At 60.5% G+C, this 22,776-nt stretch carries 22 protein-coding genes; 21 read left to right on the top strand and 1 reads right to left on the bottom strand.

Annotated features, from left to right (window positions below):
* Positions 1-40 precede the first annotated feature (40 nt).
* The 19 genes from B9Z40_RS04985 (at position 41) to B9Z40_RS04895 (ending at position 20,319) form a co-directional block, all read left to right on the top strand.
* Positions 41-1,600: an acyl-CoA synthetase gene (locus tag B9Z40_RS04985; RefSeq protein WP_199172493.1), complete on the top strand. Its 1,560-nt coding sequence runs from the start codon at positions 41-43 to the stop codon at positions 1,598-1,600.
* Between the two features lie 132 nt (positions 1,601-1,732).
* Positions 1,733-2,536 (top strand): GntR family transcriptional regulator, encoded by an 804-nt coding sequence (locus B9Z40_RS04980; RefSeq protein ID WP_199172492.1) that lies wholly within the window; start codon positions 1,733-1,735, stop codon positions 2,534-2,536.
* Positions 2,537-2,555: 19 nt separating this feature from the next.
* Entirely contained in the window at positions 2,556-3,758 is a 1,203-nt protein-coding gene (locus tag B9Z40_RS04975; protein ID WP_100172156.1) for an ABC transporter substrate-binding protein, read from the top strand.
* A 37-nt stretch (positions 3,759-3,795) separates the two neighbouring features.
* Entirely contained in the window at positions 3,796-4,668 is an 873-nt protein-coding gene (locus B9Z40_RS04970; protein ID WP_100172155.1) for a branched-chain amino acid ABC transporter permease, read from the top strand.
* Positions 4,665-5,642: a branched-chain amino acid ABC transporter permease gene (locus B9Z40_RS04965; protein ID WP_100172154.1), complete on the top strand. Its 978-nt coding sequence runs from the start codon at positions 4,665-4,667 to the stop codon at positions 5,640-5,642. The genes B9Z40_RS04970 and B9Z40_RS04965 overlap by 4 nt, the downstream gene beginning before the upstream one ends.
* Entirely contained in the window at positions 5,639-6,415 is a 777-nt protein-coding gene (locus B9Z40_RS04960; protein WP_100172153.1) for an ABC transporter ATP-binding protein, read from the top strand. Before B9Z40_RS04965 ends, B9Z40_RS04960 begins: the two co-directional genes overlap by 4 nt.
* Complete coding sequence (locus B9Z40_RS04955) at positions 6,412-7,122, top strand: ABC transporter ATP-binding protein (protein ID WP_100172152.1); 711 nt, start codon at positions 6,412-6,414, stop codon at positions 7,120-7,122. Before B9Z40_RS04960 ends, B9Z40_RS04955 begins: the two co-directional genes overlap by 4 nt.
* A 73-nt stretch (positions 7,123-7,195) precedes the next feature.
* The gene (locus tag B9Z40_RS04950; RefSeq protein ID WP_100172929.1) at positions 7,196-8,173 is read left to right on the top strand and encodes a tripartite tricarboxylate transporter substrate binding protein; all 978 of its coding nucleotides are present in this window, start codon (positions 7,196-7,198) and stop codon (positions 8,171-8,173) included.
* Entirely contained in the window at positions 8,170-9,450 is a 1,281-nt protein-coding gene (locus B9Z40_RS04945) for a 3-isopropylmalate dehydratase large subunit (RefSeq protein WP_100172151.1), read from the top strand. The genes B9Z40_RS04950 and B9Z40_RS04945 overlap by 4 nt, the downstream gene beginning before the upstream one ends.
* Positions 9,447-9,950 carry a 3-isopropylmalate dehydratase gene (locus B9Z40_RS04940; protein ID WP_100172150.1) on the top strand — a complete coding sequence of 168 codons (504 nt, stop codon included), beginning with the start codon at positions 9,447-9,449 and terminating at the stop codon, positions 9,948-9,950. Before B9Z40_RS04945 ends, B9Z40_RS04940 begins: the two co-directional genes overlap by 4 nt.
* 35 nt (positions 9,951-9,985) lie before the next feature.
* The gene (locus tag B9Z40_RS04935; RefSeq protein ID WP_100172928.1) at positions 9,986-11,650 is read left to right on the top strand and encodes a hydantoinase B/oxoprolinase family protein; all 1,665 of its coding nucleotides are present in this window, start codon (positions 9,986-9,988) and stop codon (positions 11,648-11,650) included.
* Complete coding sequence (locus tag B9Z40_RS04930; RefSeq protein WP_100172149.1) at positions 11,647-13,719, top strand: hydantoinase/oxoprolinase family protein; 2,073 nt, start codon at positions 11,647-11,649, stop codon at positions 13,717-13,719. Before B9Z40_RS04935 ends, B9Z40_RS04930 begins: the two co-directional genes overlap by 4 nt.
* Positions 13,716-14,318 carry a cysteine hydrolase family protein gene (locus B9Z40_RS04925; protein ID WP_100172148.1) on the top strand — a complete coding sequence of 201 codons (603 nt, stop codon included), beginning with the start codon at positions 13,716-13,718 and terminating at the stop codon, positions 14,316-14,318. The genes B9Z40_RS04930 and B9Z40_RS04925 overlap by 4 nt, the downstream gene beginning before the upstream one ends.
* 4 nt (positions 14,319-14,322) lie before the next feature.
* Positions 14,323-15,723 (top strand): FAD-dependent oxidoreductase, encoded by a 1,401-nt coding sequence (locus B9Z40_RS04920; RefSeq protein ID WP_100172147.1) that lies wholly within the window; start codon positions 14,323-14,325, stop codon positions 15,721-15,723.
* The gene (locus B9Z40_RS04915; RefSeq protein WP_199172491.1) at positions 15,720-16,616 is read left to right on the top strand and encodes an oxaloacetate decarboxylase; all 897 of its coding nucleotides are present in this window, start codon (positions 15,720-15,722) and stop codon (positions 16,614-16,616) included. Before B9Z40_RS04920 ends, B9Z40_RS04915 begins: the two co-directional genes overlap by 4 nt.
* Entirely contained in the window at positions 16,613-17,104 is a 492-nt protein-coding gene (locus B9Z40_RS04910) for a GNAT family N-acetyltransferase (protein ID WP_100172146.1), read from the top strand. The genes B9Z40_RS04915 and B9Z40_RS04910 overlap by 4 nt, the downstream gene beginning before the upstream one ends.
* Positions 17,105-17,119: 15 nt before the next feature.
* Positions 17,120-18,109, top strand: coding sequence for a tripartite tricarboxylate transporter substrate binding protein (locus B9Z40_RS04905; RefSeq protein WP_233204789.1), 990 nt, complete (start codon positions 17,120-17,122; stop codon positions 18,107-18,109).
* A gap of 23 nt (positions 18,110-18,132) precedes the next feature.
* A complete protein-coding gene (locus B9Z40_RS04900; RefSeq protein WP_100172145.1) occupies positions 18,133-19,392 on the top strand; it encodes a flavin-dependent oxidoreductase in 1,260 nt (419 codons plus the stop codon).
* Positions 19,393-19,533: 141 nt separating this feature from the next.
* On the top strand, positions 19,534-20,319 hold the full coding sequence (locus tag B9Z40_RS04895; protein ID WP_100172144.1) for a fumarylacetoacetate hydrolase family protein: 786 nt from the start codon (positions 19,534-19,536) through the stop codon (positions 20,317-20,319).
* Between the two features lies 1 nt (position 20,320).
* On the opposite strand, the gene B9Z40_RS04890 is transcribed toward B9Z40_RS04895, so the two are convergent.
* Positions 20,321-21,028: a hypothetical protein gene (locus B9Z40_RS04890; RefSeq protein ID WP_100172143.1), complete on the bottom strand. Its 708-nt coding sequence runs from the start codon at positions 21,026-21,028 to the stop codon at positions 20,321-20,323.
* A 137-nt stretch (positions 21,029-21,165) separates the two neighbouring features.
* Here B9Z40_RS04890 and B9Z40_RS04885 point away from each other — a divergent pair, with 137 nt between their 5' ends.
* Together B9Z40_RS04885 and B9Z40_RS04880 are read left to right on the top strand one after the other, a co-directional pair.
* Positions 21,166-21,756 (top strand): carboxymuconolactone decarboxylase family protein, encoded by a 591-nt coding sequence (locus tag B9Z40_RS04885; protein ID WP_100172142.1) that lies wholly within the window; start codon positions 21,166-21,168, stop codon positions 21,754-21,756.
* 40 nt (positions 21,757-21,796) lie between these two features.
* Positions 21,797-22,774: a tripartite tricarboxylate transporter substrate-binding protein gene (locus B9Z40_RS04880; RefSeq protein WP_199172490.1), complete on the top strand. Its 978-nt coding sequence runs from the start codon at positions 21,797-21,799 to the stop codon at positions 22,772-22,774.
* The last annotated feature ends 2 nt before the right edge of the window (positions 22,775-22,776 follow it).

Genomic DNA, 22,776 nt, shown 5'->3' with positions numbered 1-22,776 from the left:
TTTCCAATCATGACATCATAAATTTGAGGAGCCTTGCCCCATGTCGCACACGATTGCCCCGGTGGTTCGCCGTCAGACCATTGCCGATGCCCTGCGCCGCACGGCGATCCGCTTGCCCGCCAAAACCGGCATCGTGTGTGGTGCCACCACCTGGACCTATGCCGAGTTCGATGCACTGGTGACGCGCCTGGCCTCTGGCCTGGCCAGCATCGGCGTGGCCGAGGGCGACAAGGTGGCGGTACTGGCGCGCAATTCGCACGGCTTTGCGGCACTGCGCTTTGCGCTGGCACGCCGGGGCGCGGTCATGGTGCCGATCAACTTCATGCTCAAGGCCGACGAGGTGGCTTACATCCTGCGCCACGCGGGTGCCAAAACCCTGGCCACCGACAGCGGTTTGGCCGAGCTGGCGCAGGCTGCCTCCAAACTCGACACACAAGTGCAGCAGTTCATCTGGCTGCCCTCCGAAGACCCGAGCCAGAGCGTGGCGGGCATGCACAGCTTTGATGTGCTGGCCGCTTGCACCGATACATTGCCCGATTTGCGCCTGGGCAGCTACGACGTGGCGCAGATTGTTTACACCAGCGGCACCGAGTCATCGCCCAAAGGCGCACAGCTCACGCACGACGCCGTCATGTGGCAATACGTCAGCTGCGTGATCGACGCCGAGATTGCCGAGGCCGACGTGGCCCTGCACGCGCTGCCGCTGTACCACTGCGCCCAGCTCGATGTGTTCTTTGGCCCGGCCATTTACATGGGCAGCACCAACGTCATCACCTCTAAGCCCACACCCGACAACCTGATGCCGATGCTGGAAAAATTCGGCATCACCAGCTTCTTTGCGCCGCCCACGGTGTGGATTGCGCTGCTGCGCTCGCCGCTGCTCGATGCCGACAAGCTCGCCCAACTGGCCAAGGGCTATTACGGCGCGTCCATCATGCCGGTCGAGGTGCTCAAAGAGCTGGCCTCGCGCCTGCCCAAAGTGCGCTTGTGGAACTTGTATGGCCAGACCGAAATCGCGCCCCTGGCCACCATGTTGGGCCCAGACGACCAGCTGCGCAAACCCGGTTCCTGCGGCAAAGCCGTGCGCAACGTCGAAACGCGTGTGGTCAACGACGACATGCAGGACGTGGCGGTGGGCGAAGTGGGCGAGATCGTGCACCGCTCGCCGCATTTGATGCTGGGCTACTTCCACGACGACGAACGCACCAAAGCCTCATTTGAGGGCGACTGGTTCCACAGTGGGGATCTGGGCGTCATCGACGATGAGGGTTACATCACCGTGGTGGACCGCAAGAAGGACATGATCAAGTCTGGCGGCGAAAACGTGGCCAGCCGCGAGGTCGAGGAAATGATTTACCGCCTGCCGCAAGTCAGCGAAGTGGCCGTGATCGGCTTGCCGGACCCCAAATGGGTGGAGGCGGTGACAGCGGTGATCGTGGTCAAGGCCGGGCAGGCGCTGGACGAAGCCGCTGTGATCGCGCACTGCGCTCAGCACATGGCCGGTTTCAAGTGCCCCAAACGCGTGGTCTTCACCGACAGCCTGCCCAAGAACCCCAGCGGCAAACTGCTCAAGCGGGATTTGCGGGTGCGCTACGCCTGAACAGCTTTCCTGGGTGCGATCCGGGCGCCAGGGTGGTGTGGGGTCATCAGGGAAATCCCTGATGAAATGTCCTATACATAAGACCTGAATGTTCTATTGACAGGACAATGGGACTGTTGGACGATTGTGGCCATGGATGCCCATCTGCCATTGCCCAAATACCACCAGGTCTATCTGGTGCTGCGTGAGCAATTGCGCGAGGGTCGGTTTGACGAGGGCTTGCCAGGTGAGCTGGCCTTGATGGGGCAGTTTGGCGTGGCCCGTGTCACGGTGCGCCGGGCTTTGTCGCAACTGGCCGAAGAGGGCTTGATTCAACGGGAGCCCGGCCGCGGAACACGGCCTGTGTCGGCACGATCGCAGCAGGTACAGATGCAGGCCTCCACCATGGCCACGGGTCAGCAGGCGCGCCTGACGGGTTTGCTGGAAAACTTGGTCACCATGGGCATGCGCACCAAGGTCAAGGTGCTCAGTGTGGAGCACATGCGTGCACCCGTGGATGTCGCTGCAGCATTGAAGTTGCCCGCCATGACCATGGTTCAAAAAGCCGAGCGCGTGCGCAGCACGCCCGAAGGCCCGCTCTCTCACATCACCACCTGGGTGCCCGATGCGATTTCGGCCGGCTTTGGCAAGCGCGAGCTGGCTCAAAAACCTATCCTTGTGCTGCTCGAAGAATCTGGCGTAAAGGTGGGCAGGGCCGAGCAAACCATCTCGGCCCGCTTGGCCGATGTGGGCATGGCCCAGCACCTGGATGTGTCCGTCGGCTCGGCCTTGTTGGCGGTGCGGCGTTTGATTTACGACGAGGACGACCGTCCCGTTCAATGGTTGCATGGCTTGTACCGACCGGACCGGTATGAATACCAAATGCAGTTATCCCGCGTTGGCAGCATCGATGCCAAGGTGTGGGTAAGCCAAGAGTTGTCCGCTAACTTTCATTGACTTTCAAAAGGATGTTCTCATGACCTCACGTCGCACTTTCATGGGCCAGTCCGCTGCTGCGGCTTCGGCACTCGCGTTTCCACTGGTGGGCGGGGCGCAACCCAAGCCTGTCAAAGTCGGTGTTTTGCACCCCGTGACCGGTGCCTTGGCTTACTCGGGCCAGCAGTGCCGCATGGGCGCCTTGATGGCGATTGAGGACATCAACAAGGCCGGTGGCATCAAGTCGCTGGGCGGCGCCAAAATCGAGGCCATGCTGGGCGATGCGCAGTCGAGCCCACAGGTCGGCACGGCCGAAATTGAAAAAATGAACGAAGCCGGTGTGAGCGCCGTGGTCGGTGCCTTTGCATCGGCCATTTGCTTGGCCACGACACAAGCGGCGGCCAAATACAACCTGCCCCATGTGGTCGATGTCGGCGTGGCCGACCAGATCGTCGAACGCGGCCTGAAAAACACCTTCCGCTTTGGTCCTGGCTACAAAAAGTGCGCTGAAGTGGCCGTGTCCAGCCTGCACGTTTTGAACACCGCAGCAGGCAAGCCCGCCCGCACGGTGATGATCGTGCACGAAGAGTCCTTGTTCGGTACAGGCACCGCCAACCTGCTGGCCAAAGAACTGCCCGGTTACGGCTATGAGGTGAAAGAAATCATCAAGCACGCCAACCCCACGCGTGACTTCAACAACATTGCCCTGCGCATCAAGCAGGTCAACCCTGACATCCTGATTCCGGCCAACTATTACAACGAATACGCTCTTCTGGTGCGCACCTTGCAACAGCAAAAAATCACGCCCAAGGCGATTTATTCGGTGCTGGGCGGTGCGGCTTCGAGCTACAAGTTCGTCAAAGAGTTTCCAGAAGCGGCCAACGGCATCATCGACTGCAACCACTGGTTCAACCCCAAGGACAAGCGCTCGGCCGAACTCAAAAAGCGCGTCGAAGCGCAAGGCCAGTTCTTCAGCTACGAAGTGTTCATGACCTACACCGCCATGATGCTGCTGGCCGATGCGATTGAGCGTGCCAAGTCGCCCGACCGCGCCGCCATCACCGACGCGCTGGCTTCCAGCAAGTTTGCGAACCACATCATGCCGTATGGCCCCACACAGTTTGTGAACGGCCAGAACATGGGCGCACAGCCCTTGATGACCCAAGTCTACAAAGGCGACATCAAGGTGATCGTGCCGCGCGATTACCGTGAAATCGAGCCGATCTTCCCGCTCAAGGGCTGAACCGGCATTGAGCTTGCGCTGACCTGAAAGATCCCCGATGCTGGACTTCAACATCCTGTTTCCTTCGCTGCTCAACGGCATCACCACCGGTGCCGTTTATGCACTGATTGCGCTGGGCTTGACGCTGATTTATGGCGTCCTGCACATCATCAATTTTGCGCATGGCGCGGCTTTGATGGTGGCGCTGTATGGCGTGTACATGCTCAAGGAAAAGCTCGGGGTCGATCCCTACATGGCCCTGCCCATCATGGTGCCCGCCATGTTTGTGTTGGGCTATGTATTGCAGCGCGGCGTCATCAACCGGGCCAGTCATGGCAAGGATGAAAACATCTTGCTGGTCACGCTGGGCATTTCCATCGTGCTCGAAAACTTGGCGCTGTTGTTCTTCAAGTCCGACACCCGCACCATTGAAACGGCGTACACCTTGACCACCGTCGAGATCGGGCCCGCCTTCATCGCGCTGCCCAAACTGGTGTCCTTTGCGGGGGCCTTGGTGGTGTCGGCCGTGATGCTGCTCATTGTGCAAAAGACCGATCTGGGCCGTGCCATCCGTGCGGTGTCCAAAGAAAAGCAAGGTGCACGCTTGATGGGCATCGATGTGGACCATGTGTATGCCATGTGTTTTGGCTTGGGGTTGGCCAGTCTGGGCGCTGCGGCTTGCTTTTTGATGCCGGCTTATTACGTCAATCCGCAGGTGGGCAACGGCTTTGTGCTGGTGGCTTTCACCATCGTGGTGCTGGGCGGCATGGGCAGCTTTGCCGGCGCCTTGCTGGGCGGTTTGCTGATTGGTGTGGTTGAGTCGTTGGGCGGTTTGCTCCTGGGCGAATCTCTGGGCCAAGTGGGCATTTTTGTGATTTTCATTGTGGTGCTTTTGCTCAGGCCACAAGGATTTTTTGGAGCGAAGGCATGAAAGACTTTCGCAACATCGCGCTGTTTGTGCTGGTGGTCGGCGTGGTGCCGTTTTTCACGCAGTCGGGCGTGATGCTTAACTTTGTCATGACCGCGCTTTACGCCTGTTTGCTGTCGCAAGCCTGGAACGTGCTGGGCGGTTTTGGTGGACAGTTTTCCTTCGGCCATGCTTTGTTCTTTGGAACGGGCGCTTATGTGCAAGCCATTGCGCAAATGCAGTGGGGCTTGAGCCCCTGGGTGGCTTTGCCCTTGGCCATGGCCTTCGCGGCGGGGGTGGGCGCTTTTGTCGGCGCGGCCTCGTTCCGTTATGGCCTCAAGGGCTCTTACTTTGCGCTGGTCACACTGGCTTTTGCCGAGGTGTTCCGCATTTTGGCCACCTCGGCGCCCTTCACCGGTGCGGGCGTAGGTCTGATGCTGCCGCTCAAAGAGTCGGCGGCCAACATGCAGTTTGGCAACCGTGCTGGTTTCATTTGGCTGATGCTGGGCCTGGTCACGTTGGCGCTGTGCCTCACGGCTTGGCTGCGCCACTCGCGATTTGGCGCTTACCTGCAAGCGGTGCGCGACAACGAAGACGCGGCGCGTGCCATTGGCGTCAACCCCTTCAGCGTCAAACTGATCGCCACCATTTTGTCGGGCGGCCTGATGGGGGCAGCAGGTGCGTTTTACTTGCAGGTCTTCCAGTACATCGATCCGGGCATTGCTTTTGGCTCCCACACCTCGGTCGAGGCTTTGGTGGGTGCGATTGTGGGCGGTTTGGGAACACTCTGGGGACCGCTGCTCGGTGCCGTGAGTCTGCACATCCTCGCCGACCTCACGCGCAATCTGTTTGGGCAGTTGCCTGGCATCAACATGGTCATTTATGGCGTGGTGTTGATTGTCATCGTGATGTTCTTGCCACGCGGCATTGCGGGCCTAGGCACCACCACGCCGCTGCAGTGGCTGCGCGGCCAGAAGTCTGACGGAGACAAACCATGAGCGCGCTGCTGCAGATCGAGGGCGTGGGCAAATCCTTTGGTGGCCTCAAAGCCGTGCAAAACGTGAGCCTATCGGTGACCGAAGGCCGCCTGAGCGCCCTGATCGGGCCCAATGGCGCGGGCAAGACCACTTTGTTTGCACTCATGTCGGGCTTTCTCACGCCCGATACGGGCAAGGTCGTTTTTGCCGGGCAAGACATCACCGGCCAGGCGCCGCACCTGAACGCCCGCATGGGCCTGACGCGCACCTTCCAGATCGTGCAACCTTTTGCGGCGCAAACCGTGCGCGAAAACATCGCTGTCGGCGCGCATCTGCATTTGCCAAGTCGCACGCCAGCGCTCGAATTTGCAGAATCCGTGGCGCAACAGGTAGGCCTCACACCGCAATTGGACAAGCTGGCCAGCGACCTGACGGTGGCGGGTCGTAAGCGCTTGGAACTGGCGCGTGCATTGGCCACCCGTCCACGTTTGCTGCTGCTCGATGAGGTGTTGGCTGGGCTGAATCCACAAGAAATCGCCGAGATGATTCCGGTGGTGCAGGGCATTGCCCAAAGTGGTGTGACGGTGCTGATGATCGAACACGTCATGCAGGCGGTGATGAGCCTAGCGCAAGAGGTCTGGGTGCTGGCACAAGGTCAGCTGATTGCGCAAGGCACACCGGCAGAAGTCACGAACAACAAAGCCGTGGTCGAGGCCTATTTGGGTCACGGCACGGCTGAGCGATTGCAAAAGAACGCAGCCCAAGCGCAGGCTGCTCAGGAGGCACAGGGATGACCGCTTTGCTGAATGTGCAGGGCCTGAAGTCGGGCTATGGTGCGGTGGAGGTGCTCCGCGGTGTGGACGTGCACGTCATGCCCGGTGAGCTGGTGGCGCTCTTGGGCAGCAACGGCGCTGGCAAGACCACCCTCAACCACACGCTCAGCGGCTTGGTGGCGACCCGAGCCGGTCAAGTGCAGTTTGATGGCCATGACCTGACCGGCAGGTCTTCAAGGCAGGTGGTGATGCAGGGCTTGATCCAGGTACCCGAAGGCCGCAAGGTTTTCCCCAACCTGAGCGTGCACGAGAACCTGGAGCTGGGGGCCTTCACACGAGGGTGCGAGCGCAAGCAACAAAACTTGGACAAAGTTTACGAGACCTTCCCCCGCCTGAAAGAGCGCGTGACCCAATTGGCCGGCACGCTCAGCGGTGGTGAGCAGCAAATGCTGGCCATTGGCCGGGGCCTGATGGCCGAGCCGCGTTTGCTTATTTTGGACGAGCCCTCCTTGGGTTTGTCGCCTCTGTTGGTCGAAGAAATGTTCGGCCTGATTTCGCAGTTGCGCAGCAGTGGCTTGGCGATTTTGCTGGTCGAGCAAAACGTAGGCCAGTCGCTGGACATCGCGGATCGGGCTTACGTGATGGAGAACGGGCTGATACGTTTTTCGGGCACGCCGCAAGCATTGCTGGCCAGCGACACGCTCCGGCAGGCTTATTTGGGCATGTGATTTTTCAGGCTTGAGTCAGGTCTTGATCCAAGCCGATGCCGACCATTGGTCCTTCAATTTCAACCGATTTGCCATGACACTTCGAACCGAATTTTCACGCCGCACTTGGCTGCTGACCGCTGCTTTGGCTTGTGGCCTTGCCGCAGGCCATGTACAGGCTCAAACGCAGCCGCCCATCAAAATTTTGGTCGGTGCCCCCGCTGGCGGCACCACCGACACCATGGCTCGCACATTGGCACAGGTGCTGGGCACGCAATTGGGCCGCACCGTGGTGGTCGAGAACAAACCTGGCGCGGGCGGCAACCTGGCCGCTGACGCTGTAGCGAAGGCCGCACCCGATGGCAATACCTTGCTCATGAGCTTCACCAGCCACGCCATCAACGCTTCGCTGTACCCCAGTTTGCCGTTTGACCCCGTGAAGGACTTCACGCCCTTGACCATGGTGTCCACATCGCCATCGATTTTGGTGGCGCACCCCAAGTTACCTGCTAACAACGCAGCGGAGCTGGTCAAACTGGCCAAAGCCAAGCCAGGCCAACTGAACTTCGCCATTGGCGCTTTGGGCTCGTCTCTCCACATGGCGGGCGACGCGTTCAAGATGCAAGCGGGTGTGTTCATCGTCAACATCCCTTACCGCGGCACAGCCCCGGCGGTGCAAGACGTGCTGGCCGGTCAGGTGGACCTGATGTTCGCGGCAGTGGGCAATGTGCAGTCGCACATCAAGGCGGGCAAGCTCAAGGCGCTGGGCGTGACCAGCGCCAAGCGACTGGCGGCTTTCCCCGATGTGCCCGCGATTGGAGAGAGCCTGCCGGGTTACGAGTCCAGTGCCTGGTTTGGGCTGTTCGGCCCTGGCCGCATGAGCCCCGATGTGGCGAAAAAAATGGCCGATGCAGCGCGTACCGCAGTGCAATCACCCGAGGTCAGGCGGCGCATCGAAAACGAAGGTGCCACGCCTGTGGGCAACAGCCCGGAAGAATTTGCCCGGTTTGTCGACAGCGAGATCGTTCGCTGGCGCAAGGTGGTGCAGTACGCTGGAGCGAAACCAGAATGAGCACGGCTGTGTCGCAAACCCTGGCGCAAAAACTCATTGCCCGCGCTGCCGGCCGCACCCATGTGGCCGTGGGTGAGGTGGTCACCTGCAACGTGGACTTGGCCATGTTCCACGACTCCTCCGGCCCGCGCCGCTTGAAGCCCATGCTCGACGAGCTGGGGGCCGAGATTTGGGACAAAAACAAAGTCGTGCTGGTGCTGGACCACTATGTGCCCGCCCAAGATGCGGATGCCCAAAAAATCATCCAAATCACACGCGACACCGCCAAGCAATGGCAGCTGCCGCATGTGATCGACAGCGAAGGTATTTGCCATGTGGTGCTGCCCGAGCGCGGCCATTTGAAGCCCGGCATGTTTTGTGTGGGTGGCGACTCGCATTCACCCACGGGCGGCGCGTTTGGCTGCTACATGTTCGGCATCGGCGCGACCGAAATGCTGGGCGTGTGCGTCACCGGCCAAATTTGGGTGCAGGTGCCGCGCACCTTGCGCATGCATTGGTCCGGTCGTATACAAGCGGGTGTGTCGGCCAAAGACATGATGCTGCACATGGTGGGGCGCTTTGGCATGAACGGCGGGCAATACCAGGCGGTCGAATTTGCCGGACCTGCCGTGCAGGCGCTGAGCATGGCCGAGCGCATGACCCTCTCCAATATGAGTGCTGAGATGGGCGCGCAGGCGGGTTTGATCGCCGCAGACGAGACCACCTTGTCTTATCTGCGCGGCATTGGTGTGGCCCCCGAACTGTTGGCCGGGGCCGAGCACTGGCACACCGACGAAGACGCTGAGTTTGAACAACACAGCTTTGACGCGAGCAGCCTCAGCCCCCAAGTGGCCGCGCCACACAGCCCGGCCAACACAAAGAATGTGGCCGATTTTTCAGACATCCAACCCAACATTGCGTACATCGGCGCCTGCACCGGTGCCAAGCTCGAAGACCTGCGTGCCGCCGCTTCGGTGCTCAAGGGCCAGCGTGTGGCCTCAGGTGTGCAGCTCATGGTGGCCCCGGCCAGCGCCCGTGAACAAGCCCAGGCCACACAAGAAGGCGTGATGCAAACCTTGCTGGATGCCGGGGCCACGGTGCTGCCCAACAGCTGCGGTGCGTGTGCGGGCTACGGCGCGACTTTCCCAGAAGGCTCCACCGTGATCTCCACCACTGCGCGCAATTTCAAGGGCCGCATGGGCCCGGCCAGCGTGAACGTGTATCTGGCCTCGCCCTACACCGTGGCGGCTTCGGCTTTGCGCGGGCGCATCAGCGATGCACGCGAGGTGTTGGTATGAACAAGCGCAGTTTCCAAAACGCACGCGTTTGGCGTGTGGGTGCCGATGTGGACACCGATGCGCTGGCCCCCGGTGCGTACATGAAGCACGGTCTGGAAGTGATCGGCTGGCATTGCCTGGAGGCGGTGCGCAGTGACTTCGCTTCGGGTGTGAAAGAGGGCGATGTGATCGTGGCCGGGGCCAACTTTGGCATCGGCTCTTCACGCGAACAAGCCGCAGGCGTGTTGCGGCACTTGGGTCTGGCGGCGGTGATCGCGCCTTCTTACAGTGGCCTTTATTTCCGTAACGCTTTCAACCTGGGCCTGTTGCTGCTGACCTGCCCTGAGGCCGACAAGATCGAAGAAGGCGAGCGTGTGGCATTGCACTTTGAGGGCGATATGCCGCAGGTGATCCGTGCCAACGGCCAGGTTTTGGCGTGTGCACCGATTCCCAGCTTTTTGATGGACATGGTCGATGCAGGCGGTTTGCTGCCCCTGCTCAAACAAAAACAACAAGGATGAACCCGATGGTTTCAGCTTCTCAAACACCCGCCGCCATGGACCTGGTCATGGACCCGGTGACTTTGGCCGTCCTGCGCGGCCGGCTCGAACAAATCGCCGACGAGATGGACGCCACGCTGTACCGCAGCGCGTTCAACCCCATCATTGCCGAGGCGCACGATGCTTGCCACGGCTTGTATGACGCCATCACCGGCGACACCCTGATCCAGGGCAAGTCGGGCTTGCCGGTGTTTGTAGGGGCCATGGCGTTTGCCGTTCGCGCCGCCATGCGCGTGGCCGCTGAGCGGGGTGGCATGCAGCCTGGCGATGTGTGGCTGTTCAACGACCCCTACGAAGGCGGCACGCACGCCAACGACTTCAAGCTGGTCAAGCCCTGCTTTCGCAACGGCCAGCTCTATTGCTTTTTGGCCTCGGCCGCGCATTGGCACGACGTGGGCGGTGCGGTGCCTGGCAACTACAACCCGGCAGCGACCGAGTGCTGGCAAGAAGCGGTGCAGATCCCGCCGGTGCGCATCTTGCGCGGCGGCGTGCTCGATGACGATGTGTTGGCCATCTTGCGCGCCAACACCCGCTTGCCCGACAGCCTGTGGGGCGACCTGAACGGCCAGTTGGCCGCGCTTGAATTGGGTGCGCGCCGCCTGGATGGCCTGCTCGATGAATACGGTGACGCCAAAGTGGCGCAAGCCCTTGTGGAGCTGCGCACACGCGCTGTGCGTTTGATGCGCTCTCACATCACCAGCCTGCCCAATGGCCGCTACAGCTTTGAAGACGTGCTCGACAACGACGGTGTGAAAGACGAGCTGCTCACCATTGCGCTCGACATGACGGTGGCTGGCGATCGGCTGACGCTGGACTTTTCGCGCACCTCAGCGCAATGCGCCGGGCCGGTGAACATCTCGCGCGCCACAGCGGTGGCCGCTTGTTATGTGGCTTTGAAGCATGTGTTCCCCGATGTGCCCGCTAACGCGGGTGTGCTGGATGCGGTGGACTTTGTGATCCCCGATGGTCTGGTCATCAGCGCCTCGCGCCCGCGCCCGGTGGGTGGTTACACCGAAACCATTTTGCGCATGATCGACGTGATCTTCAGCGCCACGGCCCTGGCCGATCCGCAGCGGGCGGTGGCCCATGCTTACGGCACCATCAACGCTTTGTCGATTGCCGGGCACCGCACCGATGAAAAACGCAAGGGTCAGCGCTGGGTGATGTTCAGCTTCTTTGGCGGTGGTCACGGCGGCCATTCGGATGGCGACGGTTTGTCGCACGGCAACGCGCCAATCTCGACGGCCACGATTCCGCCGATGGAAATTTTGGAAGCGGCCTATCCGGTGCGCTTCACGCAATGGGCCTTGCGCCCCGGCTCGGGGGGCGATGGCCAGCACCGGGGTGGCTTGGGCGCGATCTACGAGATCGAATTGCTCGAAGACAGCGCCGAGGCTTTCATCTTTGGCGAGCGCGGCAAGTCTGCGCCCAAGGGCATTCATGGCGGCCAGCCTGCGCTGCCCAATGTGTTTGAGTACTGCCAAAACGGCGAGTGGAAGACCCCACCCATGGTCTCCAAGATGCTGGGCATTCACCTCAAAAAAGGCGACCGCGTGCGCCTGCAAACCCCGGGCGGCGGCGGCTGGGGATCGCCCGCTGAGCGATCGGAACAAGACCGTGCCAAAGACAGCGCACTGGGTTACACCAAGGAACAAGCATGAGCGAGGCAGCAGTGAATCAGCCGCATTGGGTGGTGGGTGTGGACGTGGGCGGTACGTTTACCGACCTGTTTGTGCTGGACGAAAAAACCGGCCAGGCCCGCATCGTCAAAGTGCCGTCGACCCGGGGTGAAGAAGCCCGCGGTTTCATGAACGGCATCGCCAAAGTGACCGGCAACACCGGGGCCGATGGCGCCAAAGAGATTGCCACCATCGTGCACGGCACGACAGTGGGAACCAACGCTTTGCTGGAGCGCAAGATCGCCCGCACCGGCATCATCACCACACGCGGATTCCGCGATGTGCTGGAGATGCGCCGCCGCGACCGCCCACAAACCTGGGGCCTGCGCGGCAGCTACACGCCCGTGGTGCCCCGCGCCTGGCGTCTGGAAGTAGACGAGCGTGTGCTGGCCGATGGTCAGTTGCACACGCCAGTCGATTTGGATCAAGTGCGCGAACAAGCCCGCGCCCTGCTGGCCGAAGGCTGCGAAGCGGTGTGTGTGTTCTTTGTGCACGCCTATGCCAACCCCTGCAACGAACAAGCCGCCGTGGCCGCCGTGCGCGAGATCTGGCCCAACAGCTATGTGACGGCCGCCAGCGAAGTGCTGCCCGAGATTCGTGAGTTCGAGCGCTGCTCTACGGCCACCCTGAATGCTGCTTTGCAGCCTGTGGTGGGCAGCTATTTGCAGCGCCTCGATGGCGACCTGCGCGCCCAGGGATTTGGCGGCGAATTGTTGATCGTGCAAAGCAATGGCGGCGTGATGTCGCGCCAGACCGCTTGTGATGTGCCGGTGCGCACCGCGCTATCCGGGCCTGCTGCAGGCGTGATGGCTTGCGCCGAAATTGCCCGCGCTTCGGGTTTTGAAAACGTCATCACCGGCGACATCGGCGGCACTTCGTTTGACGTGTCGCTGGTGGCTGGGGGTGAAGCGGCCCTCGCCGCGCAAACCTCGATTGAGTTTGGCCTGGTGGTGCGCTCGCCCATGATCCAGATCGAGACCATCGGTGCCGGTGGCGGCTCGATCGCCTCGGTCGATGCCGGCGGCATGCTGCAAGTCGGCCCTGAGTCGGCTGGCAGCATTCCCGGCCCGGCCTGTTATGGGCGCGGCAACACCCGCCCCACGGTGACCGATGCCAATGTGCTGCTGGGTCGCATCGCGGCCGACCGGCCTTTGGGCGGCGGTTTGTTGCAAAAGCTCGATTCGGGCTTGTCCGAAACAGCGATTGCCCAGCATGTGGCCGAGCCTTTGGGTTTGACGGCGCTGGCGGCGGCCGAAGCGATTTTGACGGTGGCCAATGCCCGCATGGCCGGCGCGATCCGCGTGGTGTCGATTGAGCGTGGGCACGATCCGCGCCAATTTGCCTACATGCCCTTTGGTGGCGGCGGCGGCCTGCATGTCTGCGCCATGATGCGAGAGGTGGGCGTGACCACCGGCATCGTGCCGCGTTACCCGGGCGTGACGTCTGCATTGGGTTGCGTCATGGCCGACATGCGCCACGACGCGGTGCAAACCCTCAACGTCGCCTTGGCCAATGTGGCTTGGCCTGCTTTGTTGCAGCGCGTGGATGCGCTGGCCGAGGCTTGCCAGGTGCGCCTGGATTCTGCCGGTGTGAACTTTGTGCGCGTGGACGAGGTCATCAGCTTTGACATGCTCTACATGGGCCAGACCCATACCCTGCAAGTGCCCCTGAAGCGCGAAGCTTTGAACGCGGCGGGCTTGCTGGCGGCGTTTGAGTCGGCGTACCAACACGCCTTTGGCCGCGTCCTGCAAGGCCCGGTGATCCGCGTGATGAACCTGCGTTACGCCCGCATTGGGCGGCGTCCCAAGTTCGATTTGGCAGTGCTGGCGCCGCAAGGCGAAGGCCGCACGGCCCCGGTGGGCGAGCAGCAGGTTTACCACCAAGGCCAGTGGTGGACCGCGCAGCGCTATGAGCGCCTGAGCCTGCCCGTGGGCACTGTGGTGCAAGGCCCGGCGATTTTGGAGCAGCCCGATACGACGGTGTGGCTGGAGCCCGGCTTTGAAGGTCGGGTCGACAAACTCGGCAACCTCTTGGTGGAGCGCACAGCATGAACTTAAAGAAGGCCAAACTGGGCATGGTCATTGTGGACCTGCAAAACGATTTTTTGGCACCCGACGGCGCTTATGCCCGGGGCAACACCTTGAGCGCCGAGGCCGTCAAACTGCCCGAGCGCATGGCCCCGGTGGCGCGTGCCATCAAGGCCCATGGCGGCTTGGTCACGGCCAGTTTGTTCACGCTGTGGCCCAACGCGGAGGGTGAGCCCATGATTTCGGCGCACCTCAAAGAGCGTCGCCCGTTTTTGCGCCAAGGCGACTTCGCACCCGGCAGCCGGGGCCAGGCCAATGTGGACCTGCTCGCACCGCTGGTCGATGTGTCGGTGTTCAAGGTCGCGTATTCGGCTTTCTTCAACACGCAGCTCGATTGGGTGCTCAAAAAATCGGGCATCGACACCCTGGTGGTGTGTGGCATCGTCACCAACGGTGGTGTGGCCAGCACGGTGCGCGACGCACATGTGCGCGATTACCACGCCATTGTGTTGTCCGACGGTTGCGCCGCCTTCAGCGACGCTGCACACCAGGCGGCTTTGGCCGACATGGGCTCGGTAGCAGAGGTCACGGACAGCGCCACCTTTTTGAAACAACTGGGCTGAACCCGTGAACGCGCCGCTGCCGCAAGTTCGCCAGGCTGCTGATTTGCAAGCCGATGACCACACACCGGTGGTTATCGTGGGCGCTGGCGCATGTGGCCTCACGGCTGCGCTGGCTTTGCACAGGCTGGGTGTGGACTGTGTGGTGCTGGAGCGCGATGCGTTTGCAGCAGGTTCTACCGCTTTGTCGTCGGGCTTTGTGCCTGCGCCTGGTACGCAAGCCCAACAGGCTCAAGGCATCACCGACAGCGTGGCGCAGTTTGCGGCTGACATTCAGGCCAAGGCCCACGGTCAAGCCGCGCCGCATTTGGTGCAAGCCTATGCCCAACACATCGGCCCCGCCATGGACGCGCTGGCTAATCACCACGGCCTGCCCTGGCAGGTGCTGGACAACTTTTTGTACCCCGGCCACAGCGCCCACCGCATGCACGCCGTGCCCGAAAAAACCGGTGCGGGTCTGATGAGCCGCCTGCAAGCAGCGGCCGACGCCGCAGGCGTGGTGGTGCTGACGCAGGCGCAGGTCACCGAGTTGTGGGCTGACGATGCGCATCGCATCCACGGTGTGGGTTTTGTCAGGCCCGATGGCCAGACCGAGCGAATCCGTTGTGATGCGGTGCTGCTCGCCTGCAACGGTTTTGGCGGGGCCACGGCCATGGTGAAAGAGATGCTGCCCGAGATGGCCGAGGCCACCTACGCCGGCCATGTGGGCAACGACGGGAGTGCCATCGCTTGGGGCCAACAACTGGGCGCACGCCTGGCCGATTTGGGTGCTTACCAGGGCCACGGTTCTTGGGCCATCCCTCAAGGGGCATTGATCTCGTGGGCCTTGATGATGGAAGGCGGCGTTCAGATCAACGCCCAAGGCCAGCGCTTTCATGACGAAACCCAGGGTTACTCCGAGGCGGCAGTGCATGTGCTGGCGCAGCCGGGTGGTGTGGCTTGGAATGTGTTTGACGATGCGCTGCTTGCCTTTGCGCAAGACTTTCCGGATTTTGTGGCGGCGCAAGGCGCAGGCGCAGTGCAGCACGCGGGCGATGCGGCGGCTTTGGCCCAACTGATCGGCTGCCCGCCAGACATTTTGCAAGCCACTTTGAGCGCTGTTCAGCCCGGCATTGACCCGGCCACAGGCCGCACGTTTCAACGCGCCCTGCAAGCCCCGTTCCATGCGATCAAGGTCACTGGTGCCTTGTTCCACACCCAGGGCGGTTTGGACATCGACGCGCACACCCGCGTGTTGCGCCAGGACGGCACAACTTTGCCCAATGTGCTGGCCGCAGGCGGCGCAGCGCGGGGCGTGTCGGGCCAGGCGGTTTGGGGTTATCTGTCGGGCAACGGCTTGCTCAGCGCCATCGCTGGCGGCCACATTGCGGCTCACACCGCGCAACAACTTTTGAAGGACACGCCATGAGCCAGCCCCACACTTTGGCCCAATCCCTATTGGCCCAACGCCTGCAACAACCTCAGGCCCTGCTGGCGCCCGGCGTGTACGACGCGCTCACCGCACTGGTGGCGCAGCAGGCCGGTTTTGAAGCCGTTTACCTGTCGGGCGCATCCATCGCTTACACCCGCCTGGGCCGCTCCGACATCGGTCTGACCACCGCCACCGAAGTGGCGCAGACCCTGGCCCACATCACCGACCGGGTGAACATCCCAGTCATCGTCGACGCCGACACCGGCTTTGGCAACGCGCTCAACACCCAGCGCACCGTGCGCGACTTTGAGCGCGCCGGGGCCGCGATGATCCAGATCGAAGACCAGACTTTCCCCAAACGCTGCGGCCATCTGGACGGCAAGGGCGTGGTGCCGGTGGCGGAGATGCAGGGCAAGCTGCGTGCAGCCTTGGACGCCCGCCACGACAAGAACACCTTGATTCTGGCGCGCACCGATGCGGTGGCCGTGGAGGGTTTGGACGCCGCACTCGAGCGGGCCGAGCGCTATTTGGAATGCGGTGTGGATGCGCTGTTCATTGAAGCGCTAAGATCCGATGAACAGATGAACCGCGCCTGCACCCAGTTCGCCAAGCGCGTGCCACTGCTGGCCAACATGGTCGAAGGTGGCAAGACGCCGGTGCAAAGCGCGGCCGAGCTGGGTGAGCGCGGTTTCAAGATCGTGATTTTCCCGGGCGGCACGGCGCGGGCGGTGCTGCACACGCTGCAAGGCTATTACGCCAGTTTGCACACGCACCAGACCACGCGGCCCTGGCAAGAAAAAATGCTGGATTTCGATGGCCTGAATGCGGTGATTGAAACCCCGCAGCTGCTGGCGCTGGGTCAGCGCTACGAAAGCGGAGAAAAGGGATGACGCCAAACATAGCTTTGCGTGGTCTGCAGGTCGGTGACATTGGCTGGGTGGCGCACCGACAAGGCATTCTGTACGCGCAGGAATACGGTTGGGATGGCACGTTCGAGGCCCTGGTGGCCGAGATTGCCGCGCAGTTTGTCAAAAGCTTCGATCCAGTCCATGAAAATGCTTGGATCGCAGAGTGTGATGGGCAGGTGGTGGGATCGGTATTCTTGGTCAAAGTCTCAGACACTGAGGCCAAGCTCCGCTTGCTGTACGTAGAGCCTGAGATGCGCGGTAGCGGTTTGGGTCGGCGCTTGACCCAAGAATGCATCTTGTTTGCCAAAGCTCGGGGCTATCAAAAATTGAGTTTGTGGACCAACGATATCCTGCACGCGGCCAAGCACATCTACCAAACCACCGGTTTTGTGTTGTTGTCCGAAGAGAATCACCATTCGTTTGGACACGATTTGGTGGGGCAGTATTGGGCCTTGGACCTGAAAAATTAACGACTGGAGATTTCGATGACATTCCCTTCATTTCGCCTTGGCCGAACATGGCTGGCTGGTTTGACGGCTTTTGTGCTCATGGGCACGCCGCTAGCCCAGACAACTGCGCCATACCCCAACCAGCCCATCAAAATCATCGTGCCTTTCACGCCTGGCACGGGCATGGACACGATAGCCCGTGCCGTGGCGCCGCGCCTGAGTGAGCGTTTGGGCCAACCGGTGGTGGTGCAAAACCAAGCGGGCGCCAGTGGCAACATCGGCTCTGACGCGGTGGCCAAGTCGGCACCCGATGGCCACACTTTGTTGATCACGGCCAACACCATGCTGATGGCCACACAAATGACTGCCAAGAGCAGCTACAACCCGGTCACCGACTTTGCGCCGGTGGGCATGACAGCCTACGGCACCTTGATGCTGGTGGCCCATCCCAAAACAGGCATCAAATCGGCCAGCGATTTGGTCCGCATGGCCAAAGCCCAGCCGGGACGTTTGAACTTTGGCTCACCCGGTGTGGGCACGCCCCACCACATGGCCATGGAGTTGTTCAAACTCGAGACCGAGACTTTCATGTTGCATGTGCCTTACCGGGGCACCGCGGGTTACACGCAAGACTTGTTGGCTGGTGAAGTGCAGGCTGGATTTTTGCCTGTGCATGTGGCCGCCGGTTTTGTGAAAAACGGTCGCTTGGTGGCACTCGCGGTGGGCAGCCAAAAACGCCATCCCGTGGCAGCCGATGTACCGACCTTTGCCGAAGTCGGCATCCAGCGCATTGACGTGGACCTTTGGTACGCGTTTTATGCGCCCAGCAAAACCCCACCCGCTGTGGTGACCCGGTTGAACACCGAAATCTCGGCGATCATCCGCCAAAACGACGTCAAGGAACTGCTGGCACGTTCGGGCATGGATGCCAGCACATCCACCCCCGCTGAATTGGGCGCCTTGGTGGCCAAAGACTACCCGCGTTGGGGCAACGTGATCCGTTCCAAACAAATTTCAGCCGATTGATGGGTGAGGACACAAGGATATTTATGACAGAACGAACAGCAGACATCGCCATTGTGGGCGGTGGCATTGGTGGCTTGGCTTTGGCGCTTCACTTGCACCACCGGGGCGTGGTGTGCGAGGTGTTTGAGGCCGTGCAGCAGGTCCAAGAGATTGGTGTGGGCATCACGGTGTTGCCCCATGCCATGCGTGAGTTGGCCGCTTTGGGCTTGGCCGAAGCGGTGGAAGCGGCAGGCATCGAAAATTACGAAAGTGTTTTCTACAACCGTTACGGCCAGTTCATTTACAGCGAGCTGCGCGGCCGTCATGCAGGCTACGCGCTCCCTGAAGTGGGCATTCACCGAGGCAAGTTGCACAAAATTTTGTGGGACGCTGCGGTGCAACGCTTAGGAAGTGATCGGGTGCACACCGGGCACCGCTTTGCCAGCATGCAACAAGACGACACGGGTGTGACCTTGATGTTCACCGATGCCCAAGGCCAGGCTTTGCCGGTGGTGCGCAGTGGGGTGGTCGTGGCCTCTGATGGTGTCAACTCCGCGGTGCGTCGGGTGTTTTACCCCGATGAAAAAGTGGCCTTCAACGGCATCAACACTTGGCGCGGCGTCACCCGGCACAAGCCAATCCTGACGGGCAAAACCTACATGCGGGTGGGATCCATCGACACCGGCAAGATGGTGATTTACCCCATTGCCGACAATATCGACGGCCAAGGCACCCAGTTGATCAACTGGGTGGCCGAGATTGGCTTGCAAAACGAAAGTCCTAACGACTGGAACCGACAAGGCCGTTTGGAAGATGTCTTGCCCTTGTTCAAGGACTGGACCTTCGATTGGCTGAACGTGCCCGAATTGATTGCCAAGGCCGACTCGATCTTGGAATACCCCATGGTCGACAAGGACCCCATTCCCCAGTGGACTTTTGGGCGCGTCACCTTGCTGGGCGATGCCGCACACCCCATGTACCCGCGTGGCTCCAACGGTTCGGCACAAGCGCTGGTGGACGCGCGCACCTTGGCCGATGAATTGGCCAGTACTGCCGCTGGCGGTGACCGTGTGCAAGCACTGCACCGCTACGAAGCGGTGCGCAGGCCTTTGACCACGAAGGTGGTCTTGACCAACCGCAGCACGCCCCCGGACTTCATCAACATCAAGGTGGACGAGTTGACACAAGGCAAACCGTTTCGCCACATTGATGATGTGATCAGCCAGGCCGAGTTGCGCCAAATTTCTGACGATTACAAAAAAATTGCCGGATTTTCTTTGGACGCGTTGACCAATGCGCGTTGAATTTTTGGGACGAGCCCAAGCTGTCCCAAGCGCGTCAATCGGAAGCCTGGCCCGCGATATATAAATGGCCTGTCAATGCATGCGACTTCTAAAAGGTCAGTGTGCATTGACGGAGACGAGACATTCACAGAGGAAAACCCAATGGACAGAAGAAACTTTTTCCAAAGCAGCGCACTGGTGACGACGGGTGCATTGGCAGGTTGTGCACTGCCCGGTGTGGCGCAAAACCAGCCCAAAACACCTTTTTCAGTGCCCGCAACCTACATTCCGATCGAAGGCAGCGATGAGATGTTCCCGGTTCGGCGCATTTACTGCATCGGTCGCAACTATGCTGCCCATGCGCGTGAAATGGGCTCTGACCCAACGCGTGAGCCACCTTTCTTTTTTCAAAAACCCACCGACTCGATTCAGTATGTGAAGGCGGGGACCGTGGCGGATCACCCCTACCCAACCTTGACCAAAAACTACCATTACGAAGCGGAGTTGGTGGCGGTTTTGAACAAAGGTGGACGCAACATTCCCAAAGAAAAAGCCCTGGACCATGTGTATGGCTACACATTGGGTTTGGACATGACGCGCCGCGATTTGCAGCGTGGCATGGGCGATCAGAAAAAACCCTGGGAAATCGGCAAGAGTTTCGACAAGTCGGCACCGATTGGGGCCATTCGCAAACTTGCACAGACAGGCCACATCACACAGGGCAATATCTGGCTCAAGGTCAATGGTCAGACCAAGCAAAGCGCCAATTTGAACCAGATGATCTGGTCGGTGGCCGAGCAGATTGCCCAGTTGTCCGAGGCTTTTGAGTTGTTCCCTGGCGACATCATTTATTCAGGGACACCCGAAAACGTGGGCCCGGTGGTGCGTGGAGACGTGATTGAAATGCACGTCGAAGGCTTTCCTAACCTCAGCGTCAAAATCGTCTGATTCAGGTGTTGGCCGGGCACCAGCCCATTTCAAGCCAGTGTGCATAGCCTGGCTTGAAATCCCAGGCTGTGTGTTGCACCTGCGTGCCTTGCGGCAACACATGTTCGGTCAGGTGATCCAAGCAAGGGCTGATCGCCCCCATTTCATGCAGCCAGTTTTGGGCCTGCGGGCTTTCAATGGCCATGGGTGCAACACCTTGTTGCGCTAACGGCAGTGCACTCAGGGGTGAGCAGGGGCCTGACATGCGGTCGTGTACGCTGCCCCAAGCCACCGAGCGCATTTGCTTTTGAATTCGGCGCAATTGCTGTTCGACGCTGGGCACGTCTTGCCCGGTGAACCGCAACTGGCCCAGTACATTGTCAAACCAATAAAAAGCCTCAGGTCGTTCTAGCAGGCAGGTTTTCAAAGCCGCAAACCCATCGCCTGTGTGCCAGTGCAAATGGGTGGCAGACTTTTGGAGGGCCTGTCCATGACGCCAGCGAAACAAAGGCGCTGCGAGGGGGTCGATGTCCCAAGCATGCACTGCTTCGAATTGGCTTAACCAAGGGGTCGGCAACATCCAGCCTGCACTGGCGCCAATCAGGACCAGCTCTTGGCGGGGCATGGCTTGTGCAAGCAACCAATCTGAAATCTGAGCTGCAGCCGGTGCCCAGCGTTCTTGCGAACGCCAAGCGCGCCAATGCCAGTGCCACCCGCCTGTCAAATTCACGGCTGTCCTTCCGCTTTATTCGGTGCTCTACACCACCACGTACGCCTTCATTCCAGTCATTTCGGCGACTGTTGCGTGCAGTGCTTGTTGTTACCGTTGCCCACTTTCACAGTGCGGCAATTTCCGAGGTTATAAAAATGTCAGAACGATTGTCTCAGATCACTTATGAGGCCTTGCCTGCGGCGGTGCGACCTTTGGCGGATGACATCCTCAAGGTCTCCAGTGCTGCGCTGGGCGGTCCCTATAACGCGCTGCTGCGAAGCCCCGATATGGCGCGCAGGGCCTTCGATTTTTTGGACTATTTGCGGTTCAAAACCTCGGTCAACAAACGCTTGAACGAATTTGCCATCCTGATCCAGGCGCGTATTTCGAATGCGCAATACGAGTGGTGGGCGCATGAGACCATTGCGCGCAAAGCGGGCTTGTCCGATGCGGTCATGCGTGACCTGCAGCAATGCATTCGGCCGACCAGCATGGAAGATGATGAACGCTTGGTCTATGACTTTTGCATTCAGCTTTCGCTCAATCACCGCGTGCCCGATGCTTTGTGGCAAGAGGCCGTCGCCACCATGGGCGAGCAGGCCGTGGTGGACCTGACCGTTTTGTCGGGCACTTACGTCATGGTGTCCATGTTGCTGAACGCCACACAAGTGGGCATTCCGGGGGGAGGGGCTGAACCCTTGGAGGTGATGGACCCCCTCGACATTCGCCAACGCTTATTGGCTTGATGGGCTTGGTCCATTTTTTCAAACAGATCTGGAGACACCGATGACATTCCGTTTTGTGCGCAACGCCTTGAGTTTGCTGCTTGCTGCCACCGCGTTGCAGGCCTTGGCGCAGGATTTCCCCAACCGCGCGATCACCATGGTCATGCCCTATGCCGCAGGCGGGCCGGGCGACACCATCACCCGTGTGTTTGCAGGAGCCATGCAAAAGCATTTAGGCCAGCAAATTGTGGTGGACAACACCGCAGGCGCTTCGGGTTCGATCGGCACCGCCAAGGTGGCCCGTTCGAAGCCCGATGGTTACAACCTGTTGATGATCCATGTGAGCCACGCCACCAATGTGGCCATGTACAAAAGCCTGCCCTACCACCCGGTGGACGACTTTGACCCCATTGGCCGGGCCACCAGCGGACCGATGGTGATCGTGACGCGCAACGATTTTCCCGCCAAGAACCTGAATGAATTTGTGGCTTATGTCAAAGCCAATGGTCCCAAGGTGAGCTTGGCCCATGCGGGGGTGGGATCGGCATCGCACCTGTGTGGCTTGATGATGATGAACGCCCTGAACGTCAAAATGAATGAGATCCCCTACAAAGGCACGGGCCCCGCACTCACCGATTTGATGGGCGGGCAAGTCGATGTTTTGTGTGACCAGACTTCGGGCACGGTGCCTTCGGTCAAGACCGGAAAAATCAAAGCCTATGCCGCTGCAGGCAAGGCGCGGCTGCCGCAATTGCCAGAAGTGCCCGCCATCTCCGAGGCGGGGGTGGAGGGCTTTGACATCAACATCTCCTTTGGACTGTATGCGCCCAAAGGCACACCCAAGCCCGTTTTGGCTCAGTTGACGGGGGCTTTGCAAAAGTCAGTGGGTGACAGCGAAGTTCGCCAACGCCTCGAGGCCATGGGCATCTCGGCGGTGAGCGTGGACCAAGCCACCCCAGAGGCATTGCGGTCCCATCTGAAAAACGAGATCGACACCTTGGGTGGTTTGTTGGTCAAAGCGGGCGTGAAAGCCAATTGACC

This window comes from Limnohabitans sp. 15K (assembly GCF_002778285.1).
Taxonomy (GTDB): Bacteria; Pseudomonadota; Gammaproteobacteria; order Burkholderiales; family Burkholderiaceae_C; genus Limnohabitans_A.
This window is presented reverse-complemented; position numbering and strand designations above follow the sequence as displayed.